Below are 21,270 nucleotides of genomic sequence, written 5' to 3' on the forward strand. Positions count from 1 at the left end.
CATCCCGGCGAGCAAAACGGCGGAATGTTGCCTACTTTGTGCACACTTGCTGGACCGTTCGTGTCAATTGACTGCGCCGAAAGAAACACAGGGGCGCGGTGATCGATACTTGACCGTAGTCTTTCGTCAGGGGAGCGGCTCGGCCCGGGAGGGTGGGGATCAGGTGGTGATCGCGCTCGTCGTCGCCTGGTTCGTGGTCGCGCTCTTCGTCATGGTGGCCTGGCCCAAGATCGGCATCGACCGCGGTTGGCGTGCAGCCGCGCTGACGCTCATCCTCGTTTTCTCGCTGCTGCACCAGCTGGTGTTCTCGACCATCGCGGAAGACGCGTACATCACTTTCCGTTACGCCGAGCACATCGCCGACGGCAATGGCCCGGTGTTCAACACCGGCGAGCGGATCGAGGGTTACGCGAATTTCCTCTGGATGATCCTCATCGCGTTGCCGAAGGCGGCTTTCGGGGCCGATATCGAGACCTCCGCGAGAGTGCTCAGCATCCTCTCCGCCCTCGGCGCCGTCCTGCTCGCGTACGTGACGGTGAACCGGGTGGTCGCGAGGGCCGTAGGCGAACCGCGGCCCGCCTACGGAGTGGCCGCCGCGGTGCTCGTCGCGGGCGCGGGAGGCCTTGCCGCGTACGGCGGATCCGGCACCGAGACGCCGTTGTTCGTCCTGCTCGTGTTCGGCGTCTTCGCCTCGCTCGCGGCCCGGCGTCCAGTGGTCGCGGGGGTGCTCGTCGCGTTCGCGATGATGACGCGCCCGGCCGGGCTCCTGCTCGCGGTGGTGGTCGGGATCTGGCTGGTCATCGCCGCTTTCCGCGGCCGGTACACCTGGTGGTCCCCGGCGGGCTGGCTGCTCGGCGGGCTGGTCTTCGTCGTGCCATGGACGGCGTGGCGGGTCACCTACTACGACCACGTCCTGCCGACGTCGGTTCTCATTCCCTTCGACATCGATGTCGGCGACAGAATCGACCACGGCTGGCAGTACTTGTCGGGCTTCTCGGTGGCCCATCAGGGGTTCCTGCTGCTCGGCCTGATCGCGGCGGTGGCGCTGCTCCTGCGCCGCACCGGAAAGACGCCGCACGAGTCCGAGGCCAGGTCGCTGACCTGGCTCATGCTCGTCACCGCCGTCGCGCTCACCGCTTTCGTGGTGTTCTTCGGCGGTGACACCGGACCGGCCTGGCGACTGCTGGCGCCGATCCCGCCGCTGCTGTCGGTGGCGGCGGTGTCGGTCTACGGCGTGCTCACCGCGGCCGCGAAACCGAGCCCCCGCCCGCGGCTGCCGGTCCAGCGGCTGATGCCCGCGGCCGCGGTGGCGTTGTCCGGGCTCGCGGTGCTGGTCTCGGTGTTCAGCCCGGAGATGCTCGCCCGCGTGCGTGCCTGGCACGACCACGGCGCGCAGATGGAGGAGATCGGCCGCTGGCTCGACGGCTATCTGCCGCCCGGTTCGGTGGTGAGCACGTCCGCGCCCGGTGTGCTGTCGTACCATGCCGGGACGCAGTTGCAGATCGTCGGCGTCCGCGGTCAGGCCGAGGAAGCGGGCGAGGCCGTCGTCTTGCTGCGGCATCCGACGATCGCCGTCATCACCGACAGCGGTTACTCGGCGAAGCAGTCCTGCGTGATCGACCCGGCCTATGCCGCGAGGTACCGCGTCGCGACCTTCGCGCGTGAAGGAACCTCGTCGTGGCTCACGGTGTTCCTGCGGGCGGACGTCGAGCGGTCGGTCAGATCGGCCCTCGACCGCTCACCCGATTTCCGCCACGTACCGTGCCCTTCGTGAGTGTCGACGAACGCGTTTCCCCTAGCCGGCCGGCAGCGCTTGAAGCATCGTCGCGTCTGTTCGGCCTCTCTGTGTTCGCCGCCGCGCTCACCGTGCTGCTGGTGCGTTTCCTCGTGCCGCGGCCGGTCGGGATGGCCGACAACGGCGACGGTTTCCGCGTGCTGTGCGGCGCGGGCATCCCGTGGAAGGGCAAGCCGGAGGGGTTCGTCCAGCTCGCCTACACGGCCCCGGCCGGCGAATGCGACGCCACTTATCTCCTGACCCAGAGCTGGTTCGCGCGGATCGCGCGGTCGATCGGCGGCGTGCTCGGCCTCGAATCGACGCTCAGCCTGGTCGTTCTCGGGGTGCTCACCAGTGTCCTCGCCGCCGCGGCGGTCGCGTTGATCGTCGTCGGGCTGCCGTACTCGCGCCGCGTCCGCGGTTTCGCGGCTGTGGGGCTGCTGCTGGTCGTCGCGGACTCCGCTTTCTTCGGTTACTTCGCGTCTGTGCTCGGCGAAGGTGCCGCCTTCCTCGGTCTCCTGCTCGCCGTCGGCGGCTTGCTGGTGGCCGCGAGGCCCGGCTGGTGGCGTTACGCGGGCCTCGCCGTGCTGCTGTTCGGCGGTGTGATCGCGGTCAACGCCAAGGTCCAGACGCTGATGATCCTGCCGTTGCTCGCGCTCGCCGCACTGCTCGTCCGCCCGGCGGATGTCCGAGGCCTGAAGCGCTGGCTTCCCGTGGTGTTCGTCATCGGAGCGCTCGCCGGAGGCACGGCCTACGCGCAACAGACCGTCGAACCGGCGAAGCTGCCCGACGGCTCTCTCGCCGCGAGGCCGGGCGACGATTCGCGTGAGATCAACATGTTCAACACGATCTTCCTGACCATTGTGGACGGTCGGCACGATACCCAAGCCGACCTCGCCGCGTTGGGGTTGCCCGCGTCATTCGGCCAATACGCGGGCAACGGCTGGTGGCATCCGAAGCCCGCGACGCTGGATCCCGAGTACCCGAAGTACCGCGAGCAGATCAGCAGGCGCAACGTCGTCGAGTACTTCGCGACACATCCCTTGCGCACCACGGAAATCCTGAACCGCGCGGCGGGCGACCTGCTCACCGCGCGGCCGCCCTACCTCGGCAGCTTCGACCGGTCGGCGGGCTTCGCCCCGGAAACACAGGAGTATCGCGTCCCGGTCGTTTCGACCGTGACGAAACTGCTGTCGCCACTGGGTTTCTTCGCCTTGCTGCCGATATGGGCGCTGATCGCGTGGCGCGGCTGGAAGACGCGGCGCGAGGCGCTGGGCGTCACGCTCGGGTTCCTGCTCGCGGTCGCCGTCGGGCAGTTCGCGCTGGCCGCGCTGGGTGACGGTTTGGAGAACGTCAAGCACCAGGTGATCGCGCTGTTCTGCACGGTGCTCGGCGTCGCACTGGCGCTGGTGACCTTCGCGCGGCGAGAACGCTCTGAGTGATGTGACCTACGCTACCGTAGGTTGGTTACCCTACGGTAGCGTAACCTGGACGAATGGCTGAGCTCGTTTACCCGCCCGTCATCATGGCGGCGAAGCTGATGTTCCGGGTGCTGGACAACCGCATCCGGGTGGAGGGGACCGAGCACATCCCGTCGACGGGCGGGGCGGTCATCGCCTGCAACCACGTGAGCTACCTCGATTTCATCTTCTGCGGGCTCGGCGCGCAGCCGGCGAAACGCCTGGTCAGGTTCATGGCGAAAAAGGAGATCTTCTCCAACCGCGTCGCCGGACCGCTCATGCGCGGGATGCACCACATCTCCGTCGATCGCGGCGCGGGCCTCGCGTCGTACCGGGAAGCCGTCGAGCGCCTGAAGGCCGGAGAGGTCGTCGGCGTGTTCCCCGAAGCCACGATCAGCCGGTCGTTCACCGTGAAGGACATCAAGTCCGGCGCCGTCCGGATGGCCGCCGAGGCCGGTGTCCCCGTCGTGCCGATGGCGCTGTGGGGCACGCAGCGGCTGTGGACCAAGGGCCGCCCGAAGGACCTCACGAAGCGCCACGTGCCGATCTCGATCCTCGTCGGCGAGCCCATGCACCCGAAGGCCGACGAGGACGCCGAAGTCCTTTCGAAGGACCTTCGCGTGCGGATGTCCGCCCTCGTGGACCGCGTCCAGGCCGGCTACCCGGCCAAGCCGGACTCCGACGACGAGCGCTGGTGGCTGCCCGCGCACCTCGGCGGCACCGCGCCGACCCCGGAAGAGGCCGCGAAGCTCGACCGCGAAGGCCGCTAGCCCGCCTGTGCCGTCCGCCTGATCACGCGTGTCGTCCGCCCAGTCACGCGTGCCGTCCATCCCGTCACGCGTGCCCGCCTCGGCCTACGTCGCGTCCTCTTTGCCGCACCCCTCAGCGGCGGGTTCGCGTGATCGGCCGGACGACACGCGTGTCCAGATGGACGACACGCGTGATCGGCCGGACGTCGCGCACTTAGAACCAGCGCTCGAGCACCTGCGCGACGCCGTCCTCCGAGTTCGGCGCGGTCACCTCGTCGGCGACGTCCAGCACGTAGCGGTGCCCGTTGGCCATCGCGACGCCGTGCCCGGCCCAGCCGAGCATCTCGACGTCGTTGGGCATGTCACCGAACGCGATCACCCGTTCGGCCGGGACGCCCAGCCGCGCGGCGACCTCGGCCAGCCCGGTCGCCTTCGTGATGCCGTGCGCGGAGACCTCGATGAGGCCGCTGTTGGTCGAGTACGTGATGTCGACCGAGCCGTCGAGCACCTCGCGCGCCGCCCGCGCCATCTCGTCGGAGCTCATGCCGCGCCTGCTGATCAGGAGTTTGATCGCCGGATGCCCGAGCACCTCGGCCCTCGGCGCCTCCGCGCCCTCGTGGTTTCCCCACGGATTGTGGTAGTCCGGCTCGATCACGAAACTGCGCGTGCCCGGATCCTGCGCTGACTCGCCGACCCGTTCCGCGGCGTACCGGCAGCCGGGAAGAGCGTGATCAAGAGCACTGACGGTGTCGTGCAGCAGCTGGGGTTCGAGGAGGCCGTGGACCGCGACGATCCGGTCCGTGCCGATCTCGTACAGCACCGCGCCGTTCGCGCATACCGCGTACCCGGTCAGGTCCAGCGGGTTCGCGATCGGGGCGATCCACCGCGGCGGTCGGCCGCTGACCAGCACGAACGGCACTCCGTCCTCGGTGACCCGCCGGACGATGTCGATCGTGCGTTCGGTCAGGGTCTCCAGCGGACCGAGCAGGGTGCCGTCGACGTCGGAGGCGATCAAGAGGGGTTTGTCCACCGGCGCATTGTCCCCGATGATCCGCCCATCGGGCGAAGTGTCGGTCTGGACCAGTACCTTCCGGGTGTGCGCGTAGGCATCGTGATCCTTCCGGAAGATCGTTGGTGGGCGGCCGAGCCGAAATGGCGGGCCGCCGAGGAATACGGCTTCGACCACGCTTGGACGTACGACCACCTCGGCTGGCGGAACCTCGTCGACGGCCCGTGGTTCAGTGCGATGCCAACGTTGACGGCGGCCGCGATGGTGACGTCGCGGATCAGACTGGGCACCTTCGTGGCTTCGCCCGTCGCGCGGCACCCCGTGCCGTTCACCCGCGAGCTGACCACCCTCGACGACATCTCCGACGGCCGCTTCATCCTCGGCGTGGGCGCCGGCGTCCCGAACACCAACTACGACGCGACCGTCCTCGACGGCCCCGAGTTGTCGGTCAAGGAGCGCACGGCCCGCTTCACCGAGTTCGTCGAAGCGCTCGACGGGCTGCTGATGACCGACGGCTTCGACTTCGAGGGCGAGTACTACCGGGCCAAAGGCGCGCGGAACCTGCCCGGCTGCGTGCAGCGGCCGCGGCTGCCGTTCCTGGTGGCCGCGAACGGCCCGCGCACGATGACGCTCGCCGCGCGGTTCGGCGCGGGCTGGGCCACCACCGGCATCAAGGCGGACACCCAGGACGAGTGGTGGAAGGGCGTCGCGGAACTCGTGAAGACCTTCGACGAGCGGCTCGACGCCGTGGGCAGGGACAAGGCGAGTGTGCAGCGGTTCCTGAGCCTCGACGCGGCGCCGGTGTTCTCCCTGTCCAGTGTGGGGGCGTTCAGCGACGCGGCCGGCCGGGCCGGGGAACTCGGGTTCACCGACATCGTCACGCACTGGCCGCGGTCCGGCGACTACTACGTCGGCCGCGAGTCGACGCTCGAAGAGGTCGTCAATGACGTACTCCCGGTACTGCAGGGAAGAAGCTCTTAGGCCGATCGAGTGACGTTGGCGGGCCGGGTAAACCACTTCCGCCCCATGGTCGTCTGACAGACAAGTACAGCGAGTGGGTGCGACCGCGAACGGTTGCCCCTCATGGGTCACCCCGGGGGTGAATGGGGGACTGAGGCTCGCGTGGTCGCGGCAGGGGCAGTTCGCGACCACGCGAGCCTTTATCTTTGGCCGGGATTCGCGTCTTCCGGTCCGACGCTCGAACGCAATGAAAGGCCCCTTCATAGCAAATTTTGCTATGAAGGGGCCTTTCATTGCACTCGCGGGAGAAAGACCTCAGCGGGTCAAGGTGTAGATCGACGCGCCCGCGTTGCCGAAGTCCTTGCGCAGGAAGCCCAGCCCGTCCAGGTCACGCAGTCCCGGCGCCGGCGGCTCGCCGATCTTGATCGGCGTACTCCCGATCAGCACGTGCTTGATGTTCAGCCGCCTGACCGCCGCCCGCACCTCGGGGTCGGTGTCGTAGTCGCGGAAGTGCAGCGCCAGGTACTTCGCGTCCGGCGGCGGCACGCCCGGGTCGTAGTGCCCGGCGACCGGGTGGATGCCGGTGATCGCGTACAGCCAGGCCGTCCCGTCGAAGCGCTCGTTGAGCACCTTCTCGTCCGGCCCGATGCCCATCTTGGTCAGCTCGTTCATCGCGGCCAGTTCGTCGGCGCTGACCGGCGGCGTGACCTCGCCCTCTGGCCCGTTGTAGTACAGGAACGACACCGCGTGCGCGTTCGACTCGGTGTAGAAGCCCTTGGTCAGCACCGCCGACGCGGCGACGATGAACACGGCGGTCGCCAGCCCGAGCCGGGCCGGCAGGGCGGGCCTGCTCTTGACCCAGGATCGGCCGCTCGCCCACTTCGCGAACCAGCGTTGCAGTTCCGCCATCCCGTGCCCGGCGAGCAGGCAGAGCGGGATCGCGGCGAGCGCCATCAGGCGGTACCGGTCGTTCCACCACGGCCGCGACAGCGAGATCACCCACGGTTCGGCGCCGAACGAGGCGACCAGCACGAACAGCGCCGAGAAGCCCAGCGCGGCGAGCCCGATCCAGCGCATCCGCCCGAGCCGGAACAGGCTCAGGACGCCGATGACCAGCAACACCGTCAGCCACACCTGCGGTGCGCTCAGCACCTGCCGGAAGGTCACCAGCAGGCCCAGCGACTTCACCACCGGCAGGTCGGAGCCCCACGCGTAATAAGGGTATGAACCCGAAGTGAATTTCAGGGCGCCGAGGATGTGCGGTGCCGCGAGCAGCGCGCTCCCCGCCATCACCGGCACCATCTTGACGACGTCGCCGCCGATGACCCGCCGGCCGCCGCGGCCTTCCGGCACGCCGTCGAGCCGTTTGTGCCGCAGCGCGCGGTACCAGCGCTGCACCACCAGCGGGAAGGCGAACAGCAGCGCGCCGAACAACGCGGACGAGTGTGCCGCGAGCAGGCCGACGGCGGTCAGCGCGAGCACGTAGCCGGTGTCGAGGCCGGGCCGCGCGAGGAAGCGGGCCAGCGCGACCACGGCCAGCGGCGTCAGCACGATCCCCAGCGCGAACGGCAGCAGCCCGCTGGACACCGATTCGTACGCGCCGGTGGTGGCCGCGGCGGCCACCAGCGCGGTGCAGCCCGCGAACACCGCGCGTCCGCCGAGCTGGCGGATCAGCGCGACCATCGACAGTGCGAAGATCCCGGCGACCGGCATCGTGATGGCGTTCAGCGTGACCGGGATGGTCGTCCCCGAAATCGAGTACACGAGCGAGCCGACCAGGTGATACGCGTTCGGGTAGAACGAGCCGTCCGGGTACCAGTTGATGGTGCCCATGCCGGTCAGCGAGCCGTCGCCGGTCTCGGCGATGTAGCGGATGCCGTTCGCGTGGAACACGGTGTCCCAGCGCTGGAACACCGCCGTCGTGCCGCCGCGGGCCGAGAGCACCACGAGGATCGAGATCCCGACGGCCAGCGCGACGCAGGCGGCGACGGCGTAGTGCGCGCGCGGGTGCCACTTCGTCGGCGGCTCCTCGGCGCCCGGCTTGATCCAGCCGCGGCTCTGGCCGAGCTTTCTGAGGCCGAAGCCGAGGCCCGCGAGCACGGCCGTGACGCCCGCCACGGTCAGCGGGTTGTACGACACACCGGCGAGTGCCAGCCACGGACCGGCCAGTCCGGTTACCGTGTAGGACAGCAGCGGGGCAAGGCCCGCCAGGGCCCAGCCGCGCAGGCCCGCGGCCCGGCCGACGAGCCCGCCGGGGATCGCCAGAACGGCCAGGTAGGTCAGGGTCGCACCGAAGTACGACCAGAAGGTGTCCGGAGTAGGCACTGCTTCCTAAAATGTGTCTGTCGAAGGTGAAAACCGGTGCTCGGTGCAGGGCACGGAGTCGACGTGCGTACCCTCGACGCCCGTGAGCGCGCACACGAACCCCGACAAGATTACTGAAGCCGATTTCACCGGCTACGACCTCATCGTGGTCGGGTCCGGTTTCTTCGGGCTGACCGTGGCCGAACGGGCCGCGGCCGAGCTCGGCAAGAAGGTCCTCGTGCTGGAGCGGCGCCACCACATCGGTGGGAACGCCTACTCCGAGGCCGAGCCGGAGACCGGGATCGAGGTGCACCGCTACGGTGCGCACCTGTTCCACACGTCGAACAAGCGGGTGTGGGAGTACGTCAACCGCTTCACCGAGTTCACGAACTACCAGCACCGGGTCTTCGCCAAGGTCAAGGACCAGGTCTACTCCTTCCCGATGAACCTCGGCCTGATCAACGAGTTCTTCGGCAAGTCGCACACGCCGGACGAGGCCCGCGAGCTGATCGCGAAGCAGTCGTCGGAGTTCGAGACCGCGAACGCGCAGAACCTCGAAGAGAAGGCGATCTCGCTGGTCGGCCGCCCGCTGTACGAGGCGTTCATCCGCGGCTACACGGCCAAGCAGTGGGAGAACGACCCGAAGAACCTCGGCGCCGACATCATCACCCGGCTCCCGGTCCGCTACACCTTCGACAACCGGTACTTCAACGACACCTACGAGGGTCTGCCGGTCGACGGCTACACCGCGTGGCTCGAGAAGATGGCCGAGCACGAGAACATCGAGGTGCGGCTGAACGTCGACTACTTCGACGTCCGCGAGCACATCCCCGCCGGTACGCCGACCGTCTACACCGGTCCGCTGGACCGCTACTTCGACTACTCCGCCGGCCGCTTCACCTGGCGCACGGTGGACTTCGAGTCCGAGGTCGTCGAGACCGGAGACTTCCAGGGCACGTCGGTCGTCAACTACAACGACGAAGAAGTGCCCTACACCCGGATCATCGAGTTCCGGCACTTCCACCCGGAGCGCAAGCACTACCCGAACGACAAGACGGTCGTGTTCCGCGAGTACTCCCGGTTCGCCGGTGAGACCGACGAGCCGTACTACCCGATCAACACCCCGGACAACCGCGAGAAGCTCGAGCACTACCGCGAGCTGGCGAAGACCGAGGCCAAGGAGCGCAACGTCCTCTTCGGCGGCCGTCTCGGTACCTACAAGTACCTCGACATGCACATGGCGATCGGTTCCGCGCTGTCCGCGTTCGACAACAAGATCGCGCCGCACCTCACCGATGGCGCGCCTCTCGATGGGTCCCTCGATGCTTGAGAAGGGCGCTCCCACCGGCGAGGTGGCTGTACTCGCGAAGGCTCAGGGCGTCCTGAAGAGCGACATCACGGTGAAGGCGGCCCGGGGTCTTTCGCACTTCGGCGAGCACAGCGCGGGATGGTTCGCGCTGGGGCTCGTCGGGGCCGCGGTCGACAAGAAGCGCCGCAAGGACTGGCTGGTCGCGGCGGCGGGCGTCGTCGGCGCCCACGCCGCGTCCATCGCGGTGAAACGCGTGGTCAGGCGGCCGCGACCGGACCACCCGAGCGTCGAGGTCCTGGTCTCCACGCCGAGCAAGCTGAGCTTCCCGTCCTCGCACGCGACCTCCACTACGGCGGCGGCGGTGCTCTACTCCGGATTGACCGGGCGTAACCTGGTCCCGGCCCTGGTACCGCCGATGCTGGCCTCCCGGCTCGTGCTCGGCGTCCATTACCCGACCGACGTTCTGGCCGGAGCGGCCCTAGGGGGCGTAGTCGGCGGCTTGATACGTAGGAAGCTGAAGCGACGATGAGTGAAACGACCGAGAAGGCCGATTCCAAGCCTGACGACGTAGAACCCGTGGCCGAGGCCGCCGAACCGAAGAAGGTCGCCGGCGGTCTCGTCGGCGGCATCATCAAGACGGCACGCCCGCGCCAGTGGGTGAAGAACGTGCTGGTGTTCGCCGCACCGTTCTTCGCCTTTTCGAAGTCGACGGACCGGACCGGCCTGCTGATCGCCGCGCTGATCGCCTTCGCGGCGTTCTCGCTGGTGGCCTCCTCGGTCTATCTCATCAACGACGCGATCGACGTCGAGGCGGACAAGGCCCACCCGACCAAGCGGAACCGGCCGATCGCGGCCGGGATCGTGCCGGTGCCGGTGGCCTTCGTCGCGGCCGGCTTCTTCTTCGCCGCCGGCCTCGGCATCTCGTTCTTCGCCAGCTGGCAGCTCGCGGTCGTGCTCGCGGTCTACGAGGCCGTCCAGCTCGGCTACTGCTTCGGCCTCAAGCACCAGCCGGTGGTCGACCTGGCCATCGTCGGCTCGGGCTTCCTGATGCGGTCGATCGCCGGTGGTGTGGCCGCGGGGATCGCGCTTTCGCAGTGGTTCCTGCTGGTCACCGCGTTCGGCTCGCTGTTCATGGTGGCGGGCAAGCGCTACGCCGAGATCATGCTCTTCGAGCGCACAGGGGCGAAAATCCGGTCTTCGCTCAAGAAGTACTCGGCGAGCTACCTGCGGTTCGTCTGGGCGACGTCCGCGGCGATCCTGATCATGTCGTACTGCCTCTGGGCGTTCGAGATCCGCCAGGTCGAGCACGACTCGGTCTGGGCGGTCGTCTCGATGGTCCCGTTCGTGGTGGCCGTGCTGCGTTACGCCGTCGACGTCGACGGCGGCAACGCGGGCGAGCCGGAGGAGATCGCGCTCAAGGACCGCGTGCTCCAGGTGCTCGGCGCGAGCTGGGTCGTCACGCTGTTCCTGTCGTTCTACCTCTGATTCGACAGCTCGGACACAGCGCATCCACAGGATGCGCACGCATCCTCGGTGATGGGGCGGGCACTGCGCCCGCCCCATCGACTCCAGGAGCGAAAGATGAGCGACCCGCAGCGGCCGTCCGAAGACGAAGACAAGACGGTCGAGCAGCCCGCCGTCGGTGACGAAAGCCCGAAGAAGCCCGTGGAGACTCCGGCCGCCGCCCCCGCCGGGCCGCCGCCCGGCTGGGTGCCCGCACAGGCGGCTCCGTCCGCGAAGGGCGGGTTCCGCCGCTTCGCCGGGCATCGCGCGACGCAGCTGGTGGCGGTCGGCCTCCTCGGCTTCATCCTCGGCGGCGGGATCATCGGCACCGCCGTCGGCGTGGCCTCCCGTGGCGGCGACCGGCCCGGTTTCTCCCGTGAGCATCGCGGTCACGACGGGCCCGGCGCGCACCGCGACTTCCGTGACGGCCCCGGAGACCGCGGTTGGCGTGACCAGAACCACGGCGGGTAGATAACGGAATCATCACGACACCGTGTACGGTGTTCGTGATGCGAAGCGCCTCCGCTGATCTGCCCCAGGCTCCCGGTGCGCTGCCGGGAGCCGCCGTCCTTACCCGCCCCTGGGTGCTCCCTGCCGGGGCGGCGGTGGCCTCGGCCCTGGTGTTCGTGCTGGTCAGCGGGCATTTGATCGACGACACGTACATCACGCTGTCGTATGCGAAGAACCTCGCCTTCCACGGCCACTGGGGCCTGATCGAAGAGGGCACCGCCAACACCGCGACGTCGCCGCTGAACGTCCTCGTGCTGGCGCTCGTCACCTTCATCGTCCGGGACGCCGTCTTCGCCGCCGGGATCGTCTTCGTCGCCAGTCAGATTGCCCTCGTCCTCGGTCTGCGCCGCATCGGCGCCGCGACCGGTCTTTCCGGCTGGTTCGCCCCGCTGGCGCTGGGCCTGCTGCTGGTGAACCCGCTCCTGCTGTCGTCGGTCGGCCTCGAAGTCGCCCTCGGCGCGACGGCGGTCGTCTGGCTGATGGTGTTCCTGCACGAACGCAATCCCGCCGCCGCGGGCGCGGTGATCGGCCTGATCGCGTTGATCCGGATCGATCTGCTGCTGATCGCCTTCGTCCTGTTCCTCGCGCGCCGCGAGTTCTGGGTGGGCATCTGGCGGATGACGTTCGCCGCGCTCGCGGTGATGCTGCCGTGGTTCCTGTTCAGCTGGCTGGTGCTGGGTTCGGCGGTGCCCGACACCCTGGTCATCAAGATCATGCAGCGTTCGTGGGGGCATTTCAGCTTCACCAACGGCCCGCTGCTGTACTGGCGCAACTTCCCGGTCGCCGCGACGCTTTCCTTTCTCCCGCTCGTGATCGGCGGGCTCGCCGGTCTACTGTGGACATTCCATTTCCGGCGTGGTTCGGAGCGGGCGAAGCAGCTGCTGCCGTTCGCGACCCTCGCGATCGCCGGCGCGGCACATTATCTGGCCTACTGCTGGCTGAACGTCCCGCCGTACCACTGGTATTACGCGCCGAGCATCACCGGCGCGACGGTCTTCCTCGCCGCCGCTGCCTGCGCCGTGCCCGGTCGCGCGCGGCTCGGTGCGGGGGTCCTCGCCGGCGCGTTCCTGCTCGTGAGCGCCGTCGCGTACGCGGCTCCAGAGTTGCCACGCCGGTTCGCGCCCATCACCAGCAACCACGCCGCGTCCGACGAGTACCGCCGGATCGGCGCGCAACTGGGCGAACTGACCAAGGGACGCAAGGTGGAAAGCGCGGGCGAGGTCGGCGCGCTCGCGTACGCCTGCGATTGCGACATCGTCGACCAGTTCTCCGACCGCGGCTCGGTCGATCCGGCCATCGTCGAGACGAAGAACCGCAGCAGCGATCTCGGGAAGGCCCTGCTGGAGGCGAACTTCCGGTTCTTCGACCACAGCGTCCCGCCCGCGACCCCGGATCTGGTGCTGGCCACCACCCGGAAGTCGCCGCCACCGAACGCGCTGGCGACCTGGACGATCAGCTCGCCCTGGATGGGCACTCAGCAGCTCTACCTGCTCCCCGCCCGCTGACCCCCTCGCAATTCGGCACCTAGTTGCGATAGTTCGCGATACCGACCAGCGCAACCTGGTGCCGAATTGCGAGAGATCAGCGGCGGGAGTCGGCCCGGGCCGCTTTGTCGACCGCCAGCAGGTCGCGCTGGAAGATCACGGAGCCGTCGGCGAAGACGAACCGGAGCACCGGCCGCGGCGGGAAACTCCGCCCCGGGAACTGCGCGGACACCGACCGCACCACCGCCGACGGCAGCTCGTCGAAGGTCCGGAACGGCTGCGCGGGATCCTCGCCTTCCAGCATCCGCGCCGGGTACACGACGGCCAGCCGCCGGTCGGACAGCGTCAGCCGTGCCTCACCGTGGCCACCGGCGAGGTGGTCCGCGAGCCGCGCGGCGGTCTGCTCCGCGGTCCGGGCGACGGCCCAGTAGGCGATCGTCGGGTCGTCGGTCCAGTCGGCTTCGAGGACGTCGGACGCGGGCAGCGGCCACCGCGGTTTCCCGGTCACCGCGGGGGTTTCCCGCGAAGGCGAATAGGGCAGCGTGAGCTTGCCGTCCAGCAGCATTCCCACGTGGCCGTGCGCGGGCGGGCAGCCGATGATCAGGCGCTCGCCGGGCGCGAGCCAGAACTGGTGCAGTTCCCGTTCGACGATCTCGTCGACGGACTTCGCCGCCTTGGTGTCCATCAGCTCACCGTCAACGAATAGAGCCAGGCGAAGTGCCGGGGATCGTCGCTGTAGAACAGGAAGTCCAGGCCCGATCCGTCCACAAAGGACGTATGAAGGCAAGGAACCCGCTTCTTGCCGTGCTCGGCCACCGCGAAGCCGGCGATCCGGTCACGCGGGATCTCGGCGCACAGCACCATCTCGCGCCGCGCGATCGGGGCGCCCGCGGCGTTGTCGCCGTAGGTCTTCGTGGTGATGATCGTGGCGATCTCCTTGCCGGTCTTGACCACGCCCTTGCCGAAGCCGATCGCCTTCGACATGAACGTCTTCCCGGTCTTGTCCGGCTCCGGCGGAACGAACCTCTCCAGCATCAGCAGCCGTGCGCCGGTCAGCGCCCACAGCCGCGAAGGCGAGCCGCTCGTGGGCAGTTCTCGCAGCGCCGTATGTGCGAGACCATCCTGCTCGCCGAGTACGACGACCTGCGGCGACGGTGGGGCGGACGACCCCGTTTCGTCCGCCCCGCCCAGCGCCGCGCTGACCACGTCGCCGGCGAAGTTCGCGGCGCCCGAGCCGAATTTGCCCAGCACGCTCTTCCTCGGCACCCCCCACGGATCGAGGCCGCGTACGTCGTAGTTCACCGTCTGGCCGTACGCCGCCCACAACAACCGTTCGCCCTGGCGCAGCGAAGGCAGGGCTTGTGACGCGGCCCCGAGCGGGGAGGCGAGATTCATTCTTCGATCGTGAACCCTCTGTCGGTCGCCGCGCGGCGCTCTTCCTCGGACGACGAGTCCTGAGACTCGTGGTAGCCCGCCTTGACGCCCTGCTCGACGCCCAGTTCGGCCAGGTTACCGGCACTGCCGCGGAAAGCGGCCTTGCCGACGCTGGTCGTCCCGCTCATGCCCATCGCCCGCAGCCCGGCTTCGGTGAGGTTCGTGGTGAGCGCGTCCGAACCCTCGCCGCCGACGCCGTAGCGGTCCGCGAACCTGTTGGCGGTCTTGGAGGCCCCGGTCGCCGGATTGGCCTTCGTGACGATCTTGGCCAGCGGGTTCTTGTCGATCTGGTCGGCGAGCCGCTTCTGCAGCCAGTTGCCGTCGCGGAGCCCTTCGGCGCGCTCGACGACCTTCTTCAGCGGCCCGTTGCGAAGCATCTTCAGGATGTCTTCGAGCTTGTCGATCAACGGCTTGAGCTTGCCGAGCAGCTGCTTGACCTTCATCCCGAGCCGTCCGCCGGTCACCGCGACCTGCCCGGCCGTGGCCGCGCCCGCTGCGCCGACGGAGGCGCCCGCCGTGATCCACGAGGCGGCCAGCGCGGCCAGCCACTCGATGATCAGGCCCATCACCAGTTCTCCGATGATGTCGATGACGATCTCGACGAACGCGTCGAACAGGTCGGCGGCGATCTCCAGGATCTGCTGCAGCCCGCGGACGTCGTTCGCGAACGCCTTGGCGCCGCCCGAGAACTCGGTCATCTGGCCGCGGAACGCGTCGCCGGCTTCGCCCTTCCAGGGCTCCTTGGTGGCCTCGGCCCGCTTCTGCTCGTGCTCGGCGACGCCGTCGAGCCATTTCGCCGTCTGTTCCCAGCCCTTGGCGGTGCTGCGCATCTGCTCGGGGTCGCCGATCGCGGGCTCCAGCACCAGCTCGACCAGCGGGCTGATCACGATCCCGATCAGGAAGCCGAGTCCGTTGTCCAAAAAGGACTGTCCGGGGCTCATCACGAGTTGCAGCTGTTCCATGCGGGCGTGCACGGCCGCGATGGCGACGTCCGGCGGGCTGCTCGCCCTGGCGACCTCCGAGGAGGTGCTGATCCACGAACTGCCGTAGCCGCCGTTCTGCTCCCAGAACCCCTTGCGGCCGGAGTCGCCGGCGCTGTTGAGGTCGCTCAGGCCACCGGGGCCGCCACCGCCGTCGGCCAGCCCGGCGCCGAGTCCGGTGATGACCTCGGCGGTGCCCTGGTTGTGGTCGAGGTAGGTCTTCGCCGCCGTGGTGGTCTTGTCGGCGATCTGGTCCAGGAAGGATTTCGCCTGCTCGGCGAGGTCCTGACACTCCTGCAAACCTTCAAAGTACTTGAAAGCCATCAACTCGCCGAGCGGGCCGAAGCAGTCGTCCGAGACCCTGGCCTGCTCCAGCAGGCTCGCGAGGCTGCCGAAGTTCTCCGACGCCTCCTTGGACCCCGTCGCGTGCGCGGTGAGCGCACCGGTCTGTACGCCGAAGCCGGTCACGAGTCCCTCCGCAGGATCGGGCCGCCGAAGTCGTCATCGTCGGCGGGAGCGGGGCGCGTCGGACGGGACGTGCGGACGGGCTGCTGGAGAGCGGGCCCGGCGAGGGATTCCGCGGGCGGGGGAGTACTCGGCCCGAGCGGTTCGACGTGGGCGTTGAACGCCTCTTTGAACTGTTCCGCGCGGTCGCCGAGGATCGGCTGGACGGTCTGCTGCATCGCGGCCGCGGCCTGCTGCGTCGCTTCTCTGATCGCGGTGAGGATCTCCTGCTGCAGCGCGGTATGCGTGCGGTTCATCGCCTTGGGGGACAGCTGGAGTCCCAGCAGCGCGCCGGACGGGGCGACGGTCACCGTCACCGAGCCGTCGGCGTTGCGCGCGGATCCGCGCAGCGTGGCGATCTTGTCCTTGAGTTCCGCTGCTTTGGCGGCCTGCTCCTGAAACGACCGGATGGCCGCGTCGAGCTTGGCTTCCTGGTCAGCCATCGATTCCTCTCAACCCGGGGACGGAGGGGCGTCCGTGCCCGGGTGAGACGAATGGCGTAACGCGCTCGTTCCCTAGATCGGCAGTTTCCGGAAGATCGGCCGGGGCACGTGCCGCAGGGCCGACATGACCAGGCGGAACGGCGCGGGAGCCCACACCAGGTCCTTGCCGGCGCGCGAGGCGCCGACGGCGATCTCGGCGACCTGCTCGGCGGTCTGCGCCAGCGGGGCGTCCTTGAGACCCTCGGTCATCTTGGTCTTCACGTGTCCGGGGCGGACGACGGTGATCTGCACGCCGAACTCGGACAGCGCCTCGCCGAGGCCCAGGTAGAAGCCGTCGAAACCGGCCTTCGTGGAGCCGTAGACGAAGTTCGACCGGCGGACCCGCTCACCGGCGACCGAGGACAGCGCGATGACCTTGCCGTGTCCCTGCTTCTTGAGCTTGTTCGACAGCGCGACACCGACCGAAACCGCGGCCGTGTAGTTCACGGTCGCCGCCTCGACGGCCTTCGCGTGGTCCTGCCACAGCTCTTCCTGATCGCCGAGCAGGCCGAACGCCACGACGGTGACGTCGATGTCGCCACCCTCGAACGCCTTGTCCAGCACGGCGGGGTGGGTGTCCATGGCCTTCGCGTCGAAGTCCACAGTGGACACTTCGGCGCCCTTGTCCTTCAGTCGCTGCGCGGCCGCGTCGAGCCGCGGCGACTGGCGTCCGGCCAGCACGACACGGAGGGGCTTCTCGGCCAGGTACTTCTCCGCGATCGCGAGCGCGATGTCGGAGGTGCCGCCGAGCAGCAGCAGGGACTGGGGGTTGCCCACAGCGTCGATCACAGTTCCAACCTTCGGGACATGTCAGAGGCGAAAACGCCTTCGGGGTCAACGGAAGCGCGGACCTTGCGCCATTCCTCGAGCCGCGGGTACATCTTCGCGAAGTTCTCCGCCGAGGTGCGCGAGTCCTTCGCCGTGTAGAGACGGCCGCCGAGCGCGAGCACGTCCTCGTCGAGTTCCCGGCAGAACCGGCTCAGCCCGTCCTTGATCGGGAAGTCGAGGCAGACCATCCAGCCGGGGTGCGGGAACGACAGCGGCGCCGGGTTGCCCTCGCCCATCTGCTTGAACACGTTGAGGAACGACACGTGCCCGGAGTCCGCGACCTTCTGGATGATCCGGCGCAGCGGCTCGTGCGCGTTCAGCGGCGTGCTGAACTGGTACTGCAGGAAACCCTTGGAGCCGTACGCGCGGTTCCACTCGCCGAACAGGTCGAGCGGGTGGTAGAACGCGGTCAGGCTCTGGATCTGGTCGCGCGCGTTCTTCGCGGTCTTGCGGTAGTACAGCTCGCCGATCGCGGAGAACGACAGCTTGTTCGCCAGACCGTTCGGGAACACGTCCGGCAGGGTCGCCAGGGTGCCCGGGTTGAACTTGAGCGGATCCGCCCGCAGCTTGGGCGGCAGTTCGTCCAGCTTCGCGAGCGAGCCGCGCTGGAAGGCGGCGCGGCCGAGCTTCGCGCCCCGGGAGATCGAGTCGAACCAGCCCGAGGAGTACGTGTAGTTGTCCTCGGAGCCGTCGGTGACCAGCGCCAGGGTCTCGTCGAGGTTCGCCGTGCGCTGGATGTCGGCCTTGAAGTAGGCCGTCTCGGTCTTCGTCATCCGGATCTTGGCGCGGACGATGACGCCGGTCAGGCCGATGCCCGCGACGGTCGCCCAGAACAGCTCGGAGTCCGGGCCCTCCGGGGTCAGTGTGCGCACCTGGCCGTCGGCGGTGACGAGGTCCAGCGAAACGACGTGGTTGCCGAAGCTGCCCGCCGAGTGGTGGTTCTTGCCGTGGATGTCGTTCGCGATCGCGCCGCCGATGGTCACCTGGCGCGTCCCCGGCAGCACCGGCACCCACAGGCCGTACGGCAGGCCCTCGCGCATCAGCTTGTCGAGGCTGACGCCCGCGTCGAGGTCGACGATGCCCGAATCCGGGTCGATCGAGTGGATGCGGTCCAGCGCGGTCATGTCGATGACCAGGCCGCCCGCGTTCTGCGCCGGGTCGCCGTAGGACCGGCCGAGACCGCGCGCGATGACCCCGCGTTCCCCGGCCTGCGTCACCGCGCGGGCGATGGTCTCCACGTCGGGCGTGCTCAGGACGTCCGCGACACTCGGCGACGTCCTTGCCCAGCCCATGAGCGTCTGCCGCTGTGTCTTGGGTGCTTGGGTCACGCCGACCAGGGTAACCACGCCGAACAATGCCCGGAACGTGACCCTGAAGTGCTCGCTTCTACACTTTGCGCACCAGCCCCAGCAGTTTATGAGGTAGAGCAGTGGTGGCGACCGACCCGAAAGCCGGCGTGACGGCAGCAGCGCCGTCCTCCCCTGGGCTGCTCGGGCAGCTCATCCGCTTCGGCCTCATCGGCGGCTTCTGCGCCCTGGTCGATTTCGGCGTCTACCAGGGGCTCCGTGCCCTCGGCATGGACGCGACGCCGTGGGTCGACATCGCCCGCGCGCTCAGCTTCATCGTGGGCACCACGACCGCCTTCTTCCTGAACCGCAAGTTCACCTTCGCCGGTGGACGCCAGGAGGGCGCACGTCAGATCGGTAGCTTCGTACTCCTGTACGCCGTGACGTTCCTCGTCGCCGTCGGCGTCAACCGCACGATGCTGCACGTCCTGCCCGAGTCGGCCTGGAAGGCCACCCTCGGCTGGGTCGTTTCGCAGGCAACCGCGACCGTGATCAATTTCGTCATGCTCAAGTGGGTCGTCTTCCGTGAGCCCCGCGCAAGCGCCATCAGCACAGAGGAGAACTGAGGATTCATGCCCGGTAAAGCCGCCGTCACCGGAGAGGCCCCGAGCGCCATGGTGAGCACTATCGACGACACCCGCTTCGCGGAACGCACCCCGCAGGGCCGTCTCACCGCGCAGCGCGGGCTCTACGCCGGCCCGGCCCCCATCGTCAGCAAGGACCTCTACGCCGAGCTCGAATGGGGCACCGCCGTGCGCGACCGCGCGGGCATCGCCATCGAGCCCGCGTCGAAGGTGTCCGGCAACACCTATTTCGGGCGCTTCCCCGCGAGCTACTGGCAGCGTTGGACCGACGTGACCGAGGTCCAGGTCGAGGCCGTCGTCACCGGTGACGGCCAGCTGTCCGTCGGTGCCTCCGACATCGAGGGCGACTCGCGGGTCGTCGCCGCCGAGATCGTCGCGGGCGCGAAGCAGCAGAAGGTGACGCTCGCCGCGAAGCTCGACAAGTTCTATGACGGCGGCGCGCTCTGGCTCGACCTCGAGACCGAGGGCGGCCAGTCGCTGCGCGTCGAGAACGTCCGCTGGACGGTCGAAGCGCCGGAGAAGATCCGCCCGACCGCGGTGACCATCTGCACGATGAACCGCGCCGACGACTGCCTGTCGAACCTGCAGGCGCTCGCCGCCGACGTGTCCTCGCTGGAGACGCTCGACGCGATCTACGTCGCCGACCAGGGCACCGACCTCGTCGAGTCGCGCGACGGCTTCGAGCAGGTCACGAAGGACCTCGGCGACAAACTGCACTACATCAAGCAGCCGAACCTCGGCGGCGCCGGCGGGTTCACCCGCGGCCTCTACGAGGTCGCCGGGCACACCGAGACCGAGCACGCGAACGTCCTGTTCATGGACGACGACGTGCTGCTGGAGCCGGATCTGGTGATCCGGATGACCGCGTTCTCCAACCGCACGGTCAACCCGGTCATCGTCGGCGGGCAGATGCTGAACCTGCTGCACCCGAACCAGCTGCACGTCGGCGCCGAATACGCCCGGCTGAACACCCTGGAGCCCGGCCAGCCGGTGCAGCACTCGCTCTCGACCGCCGACCTGCTCGGCGTCGACGAGGAGACCCTCAAGCCGAACCGCCAGGAACGCCGCCTCGACGCCGGGTACAACGGCTGGTGGTCGTGCCTGATCCCGTACGAGGTCGTCAAGGCCACGGGCTACCCGCTGCCGTTCTTCTTCCAGTGGGACGACGCGGAGTACAGCTACCGCGCCCGCGCGCACGGCTTCCCCACCGTCACTCTTCCCGGCGCCGGCGTCTGGCACGCCGACTTCCACTGGAAGGACTGGGACGAGTGGCACCGCTACTTCAACCTGCGGAACTCGATCATCACCGCCGCGCTGCACTCGCCGTTCAACCTGAACCTGCTCTCGCGCGTGCTCATCGCGCAGCTGGTCCGGTACCTGCTCGGCATGCAGTACGGCCTGTCCGCCACGCTGATCAAGGCCGTCGAGGACTTCCTCGAGGGGCCGGAGGTCCTGCGTGACGGCGGCGTCGCCGCGATGAAGGAGATCCGCCGGATCCGCGACGAGTACCCCGAGACCAAACGGCACAAGGCCACCGACGTCCCGGGCATCGCGTCGAACGACATCGGCATCATCAACAGCGCGCCGCGGCCCAGCATGCAGCGCCTGGTGCTGATCAAGCGGATCCTCGACCGGGTGCTCGGCCGCAGCCGCCACTCGCTCGGCGCGATCCCGATCGACGAAGCCCACTGGTGGCACGTCGCGACCTTCGACACCGCTGTCGTCACCGACGCTTCGCAGGAAGGCGTGCGGGTCCGCTCGTACGACCGCGCGAAGATGTTCGACCTGGCGCGCCGGGGCGCGAAGGTGATCCAGCGGCTTCGCAAGGAAGGCGCGGCGGTGCAGGAGCAGTACAAGCGCTCCATGCCCGAGCTGACCTCGCGGGAGAACTGGAAGCGGCTCTACGAGCTGTAGCCCCGCTTCGCTAGCGTGAGATGAAAGGCCCCTTCATTGCAAATTTTGCAATGAAGGGGCCTTTCATCTCACTCGGGCCCTGGTTCCGCTCCAGTGCGCCCAATGTGGCATTGGGGTCATTGAGCGTCCCCAATGC

At 68.5% G+C, this 21,270-nt stretch carries 19 protein-coding genes; 11 read left to right on the top strand and 8 right to left on the bottom strand.

Annotated elements, in window-relative coordinates; translation table 11 throughout:
• Positions 1-163 precede the first annotated feature (163 nt).
• The 3 genes from ACIHAO_RS03575 to ACIHAO_RS03585 are packed head-to-tail and all read left to right on the top strand — an operon-like array spanning position 164 to position 4,004.
• Positions 164-1,774, top strand: a complete 1,611-nt coding sequence (locus tag ACIHAO_RS03575; RefSeq protein WP_396554558.1) for a hypothetical protein — start codon at positions 164-166, stop codon at positions 1,772-1,774.
• Positions 1,771-3,216, top strand: coding sequence for a hypothetical protein (locus ACIHAO_RS03580; RefSeq protein ID WP_396554559.1), 1,446 nt, complete (start codon positions 1,771-1,773; stop codon positions 3,214-3,216). Before ACIHAO_RS03575 ends, ACIHAO_RS03580 begins: the two co-directional genes overlap by 4 nt.
• 53 nt (positions 3,217-3,269) lie before the next feature.
• The gene (locus ACIHAO_RS03585; RefSeq protein ID WP_125780570.1) at positions 3,270-4,004 is read left to right on the top strand and encodes a 1-acyl-sn-glycerol-3-phosphate acyltransferase; all 735 of its coding nucleotides are present in this window, start codon (positions 3,270-3,272) and stop codon (positions 4,002-4,004) included.
• A gap of 193 nt (positions 4,005-4,197) precedes the next feature.
• Here the strand turns inward: ACIHAO_RS03585 and ACIHAO_RS03590 are convergent, their stop codons facing one another.
• Positions 4,198-4,998 (bottom strand): HAD family hydrolase, encoded by an 801-nt coding sequence (locus ACIHAO_RS03590; protein ID WP_396554794.1) that lies wholly within the window; start codon positions 4,996-4,998, stop codon positions 4,198-4,200.
• Between the two features lie 81 nt (positions 4,999-5,079).
• On the opposite strand from ACIHAO_RS03590, the gene ACIHAO_RS03595 reads away from it, so the two are divergent.
• Positions 5,080-5,973 carry an LLM class flavin-dependent oxidoreductase gene (locus ACIHAO_RS03595; protein WP_396554560.1) on the top strand — a complete coding sequence of 298 codons (894 nt, stop codon included), beginning with the start codon at positions 5,080-5,082 and terminating at the stop codon, positions 5,971-5,973.
• A gap of 294 nt (positions 5,974-6,267) precedes the next feature.
• Here ACIHAO_RS03595 and ACIHAO_RS03600 read toward each other — a convergent pair whose 3' ends face one another.
• Positions 6,268-8,277 (bottom strand): DUF6541 family protein, encoded by a 2,010-nt coding sequence (locus tag ACIHAO_RS03600; protein ID WP_396554561.1) that lies wholly within the window; start codon positions 8,275-8,277, stop codon positions 6,268-6,270.
• Positions 8,278-8,359: 82 nt separating this feature from the next.
• Here ACIHAO_RS03600 and glf point away from each other — a divergent pair, with 82 nt between their 5' ends.
• The 5 genes from glf to ACIHAO_RS03625 all read left to right on the top strand — a co-directional run bounded on the left by glf (position 8,360) and on the right by ACIHAO_RS03625 (position 13,083).
• A complete protein-coding gene (gene glf, locus ACIHAO_RS03605; protein ID WP_396554562.1) occupies positions 8,360-9,586 on the top strand; it encodes a UDP-galactopyranose mutase in 1,227 nt (408 codons plus the stop codon).
• Entirely contained in the window at positions 9,579-10,094 is a 516-nt protein-coding gene (locus tag ACIHAO_RS03610) for a phosphatase PAP2 family protein (RefSeq protein WP_005149609.1), read from the top strand. Before glf ends, ACIHAO_RS03610 begins: the two co-directional genes overlap by 8 nt.
• Positions 10,091-11,050, top strand: coding sequence for a decaprenyl-phosphate phosphoribosyltransferase (locus ACIHAO_RS03615; protein ID WP_396554563.1), 960 nt, complete (start codon positions 10,091-10,093; stop codon positions 11,048-11,050). Before ACIHAO_RS03610 ends, ACIHAO_RS03615 begins: the two co-directional genes overlap by 4 nt.
• A 96-nt stretch (positions 11,051-11,146) precedes the next feature.
• A complete protein-coding gene (locus ACIHAO_RS03620) occupies positions 11,147-11,539 on the top strand; it encodes a hypothetical protein (protein ID WP_396554564.1) in 393 nt (130 codons plus the stop codon).
• A 38-nt stretch (positions 11,540-11,577) separates the two neighbouring features.
• Positions 11,578-13,083, top strand: a complete 1,506-nt coding sequence (locus tag ACIHAO_RS03625) for a hypothetical protein (RefSeq protein WP_396554565.1) — start codon at positions 11,578-11,580, stop codon at positions 13,081-13,083.
• A 76-nt stretch (positions 13,084-13,159) separates the two neighbouring features.
• On the opposite strand, the gene ACIHAO_RS03630 is transcribed toward ACIHAO_RS03625, so the two are convergent.
• From ACIHAO_RS03630 to ACIHAO_RS03655, 6 genes are all read right to left on the bottom strand, one after another.
• Positions 13,160-13,747, bottom strand: a complete 588-nt coding sequence (locus ACIHAO_RS03630) for a hypothetical protein (protein ID WP_396554566.1) — start codon at positions 13,745-13,747, stop codon at positions 13,160-13,162.
• The gene (locus ACIHAO_RS03635; protein WP_396554567.1) at positions 13,747-14,457 is read right to left on the bottom strand and encodes a hypothetical protein; all 711 of its coding nucleotides are present in this window, start codon (positions 14,455-14,457) and stop codon (positions 13,747-13,749) included. The genes ACIHAO_RS03630 and ACIHAO_RS03635 overlap by 1 nt, the downstream gene beginning before the upstream one ends.
• A complete protein-coding gene (locus ACIHAO_RS03640) occupies positions 14,454-15,944 on the bottom strand; it encodes a WXG100 family type VII secretion target (RefSeq protein ID WP_396554568.1) in 1,491 nt (496 codons plus the stop codon). Before ACIHAO_RS03640 ends, ACIHAO_RS03635 begins: the two co-directional genes overlap by 4 nt.
• The gene (locus tag ACIHAO_RS03645) at positions 15,941-16,423 is read right to left on the bottom strand and encodes a YbaB/EbfC family nucleoid-associated protein (protein WP_396554569.1); all 483 of its coding nucleotides are present in this window, start codon (positions 16,421-16,423) and stop codon (positions 15,941-15,943) included. The genes ACIHAO_RS03640 and ACIHAO_RS03645 overlap by 4 nt, the downstream gene beginning before the upstream one ends.
• A 72-nt stretch (positions 16,424-16,495) precedes the next feature.
• Positions 16,496-17,251 (bottom strand): decaprenylphospho-beta-D-erythro-pentofuranosid-2-ulose 2-reductase, encoded by a 756-nt coding sequence (locus ACIHAO_RS03650; RefSeq protein ID WP_396554570.1) that lies wholly within the window; start codon positions 17,249-17,251, stop codon positions 16,496-16,498.
• Positions 17,248-18,618 carry an FAD-binding protein gene (locus tag ACIHAO_RS03655; protein ID WP_396554571.1) on the bottom strand — a complete coding sequence of 457 codons (1,371 nt, stop codon included), beginning with the start codon at positions 18,616-18,618 and terminating at the stop codon, positions 17,248-17,250. Before ACIHAO_RS03655 ends, ACIHAO_RS03650 begins: the two co-directional genes overlap by 4 nt.
• Positions 18,619-18,719: 101 nt before the next feature.
• Between ACIHAO_RS03655 and ACIHAO_RS03660 the strand changes: the two genes are divergently transcribed.
• Both ACIHAO_RS03660 and ACIHAO_RS03665 read left to right on the top strand, forming a co-directional pair.
• Entirely contained in the window at positions 18,720-19,202 is a 483-nt protein-coding gene (locus ACIHAO_RS03660) for a GtrA family protein (protein WP_396554572.1), read from the top strand.
• A 6-nt stretch (positions 19,203-19,208) separates the two neighbouring features.
• Positions 19,209-21,134, top strand: coding sequence for a glycosyltransferase (locus ACIHAO_RS03665; protein ID WP_396554573.1), 1,926 nt, complete (start codon positions 19,209-19,211; stop codon positions 21,132-21,134).
• Positions 21,135-21,270 lie beyond the last annotated feature (136 nt).

Origin of the sequence: Amycolatopsis sp. NPDC052450 (assembly GCF_044547565.1) — a bacterium.
Classification (GTDB): domain Bacteria; phylum Actinomycetota; class Actinomycetes; order Mycobacteriales; family Pseudonocardiaceae; genus Amycolatopsis.

Coding starts and splice junctions, on each gene's coding strand:
- ACIHAO_RS03625 (WP_396554565.1), top strand. CDS start 11,578: ATGCGAAGCGCCTCCGCTGATCTGCCCCAGGCTCCCGGTGCGCTGCCG.
- ACIHAO_RS03585 (WP_125780570.1), top strand. CDS start 3,270: ATGGCTGAGCTCGTTTACCCGCCCGTCATCATGGCGGCGAAGCTGATG.
- ACIHAO_RS03635 (WP_396554567.1), bottom strand. CDS start 14,457: ATGAATCTCGCCTCCCCGCTCGGGGCCGCGTCACAAGCCCTGCCTTCG.
- ACIHAO_RS03630 (WP_396554566.1), bottom strand. CDS start 13,747: ATGGACACCAAGGCGGCGAAGTCCGTCGACGAGATCGTCGAACGGGAA.
- ACIHAO_RS03610 (WP_005149609.1), top strand. CDS start 9,579: ATGCTTGAGAAGGGCGCTCCCACCGGCGAGGTGGCTGTACTCGCGAAG.
- ACIHAO_RS03645 (WP_396554569.1), bottom strand. CDS start 16,423: ATGGCTGACCAGGAAGCCAAGCTCGACGCGGCCATCCGGTCGTTTCAG.
- ACIHAO_RS03620 (WP_396554564.1), top strand. CDS start 11,147: ATGAGCGACCCGCAGCGGCCGTCCGAAGACGAAGACAAGACGGTCGAG.
- ACIHAO_RS03615 (WP_396554563.1), top strand. CDS start 10,091: ATGAGTGAAACGACCGAGAAGGCCGATTCCAAGCCTGACGACGTAGAA.
- ACIHAO_RS03665 (WP_396554573.1), top strand. CDS start 19,209: ATGCCCGGTAAAGCCGCCGTCACCGGAGAGGCCCCGAGCGCCATGGTG.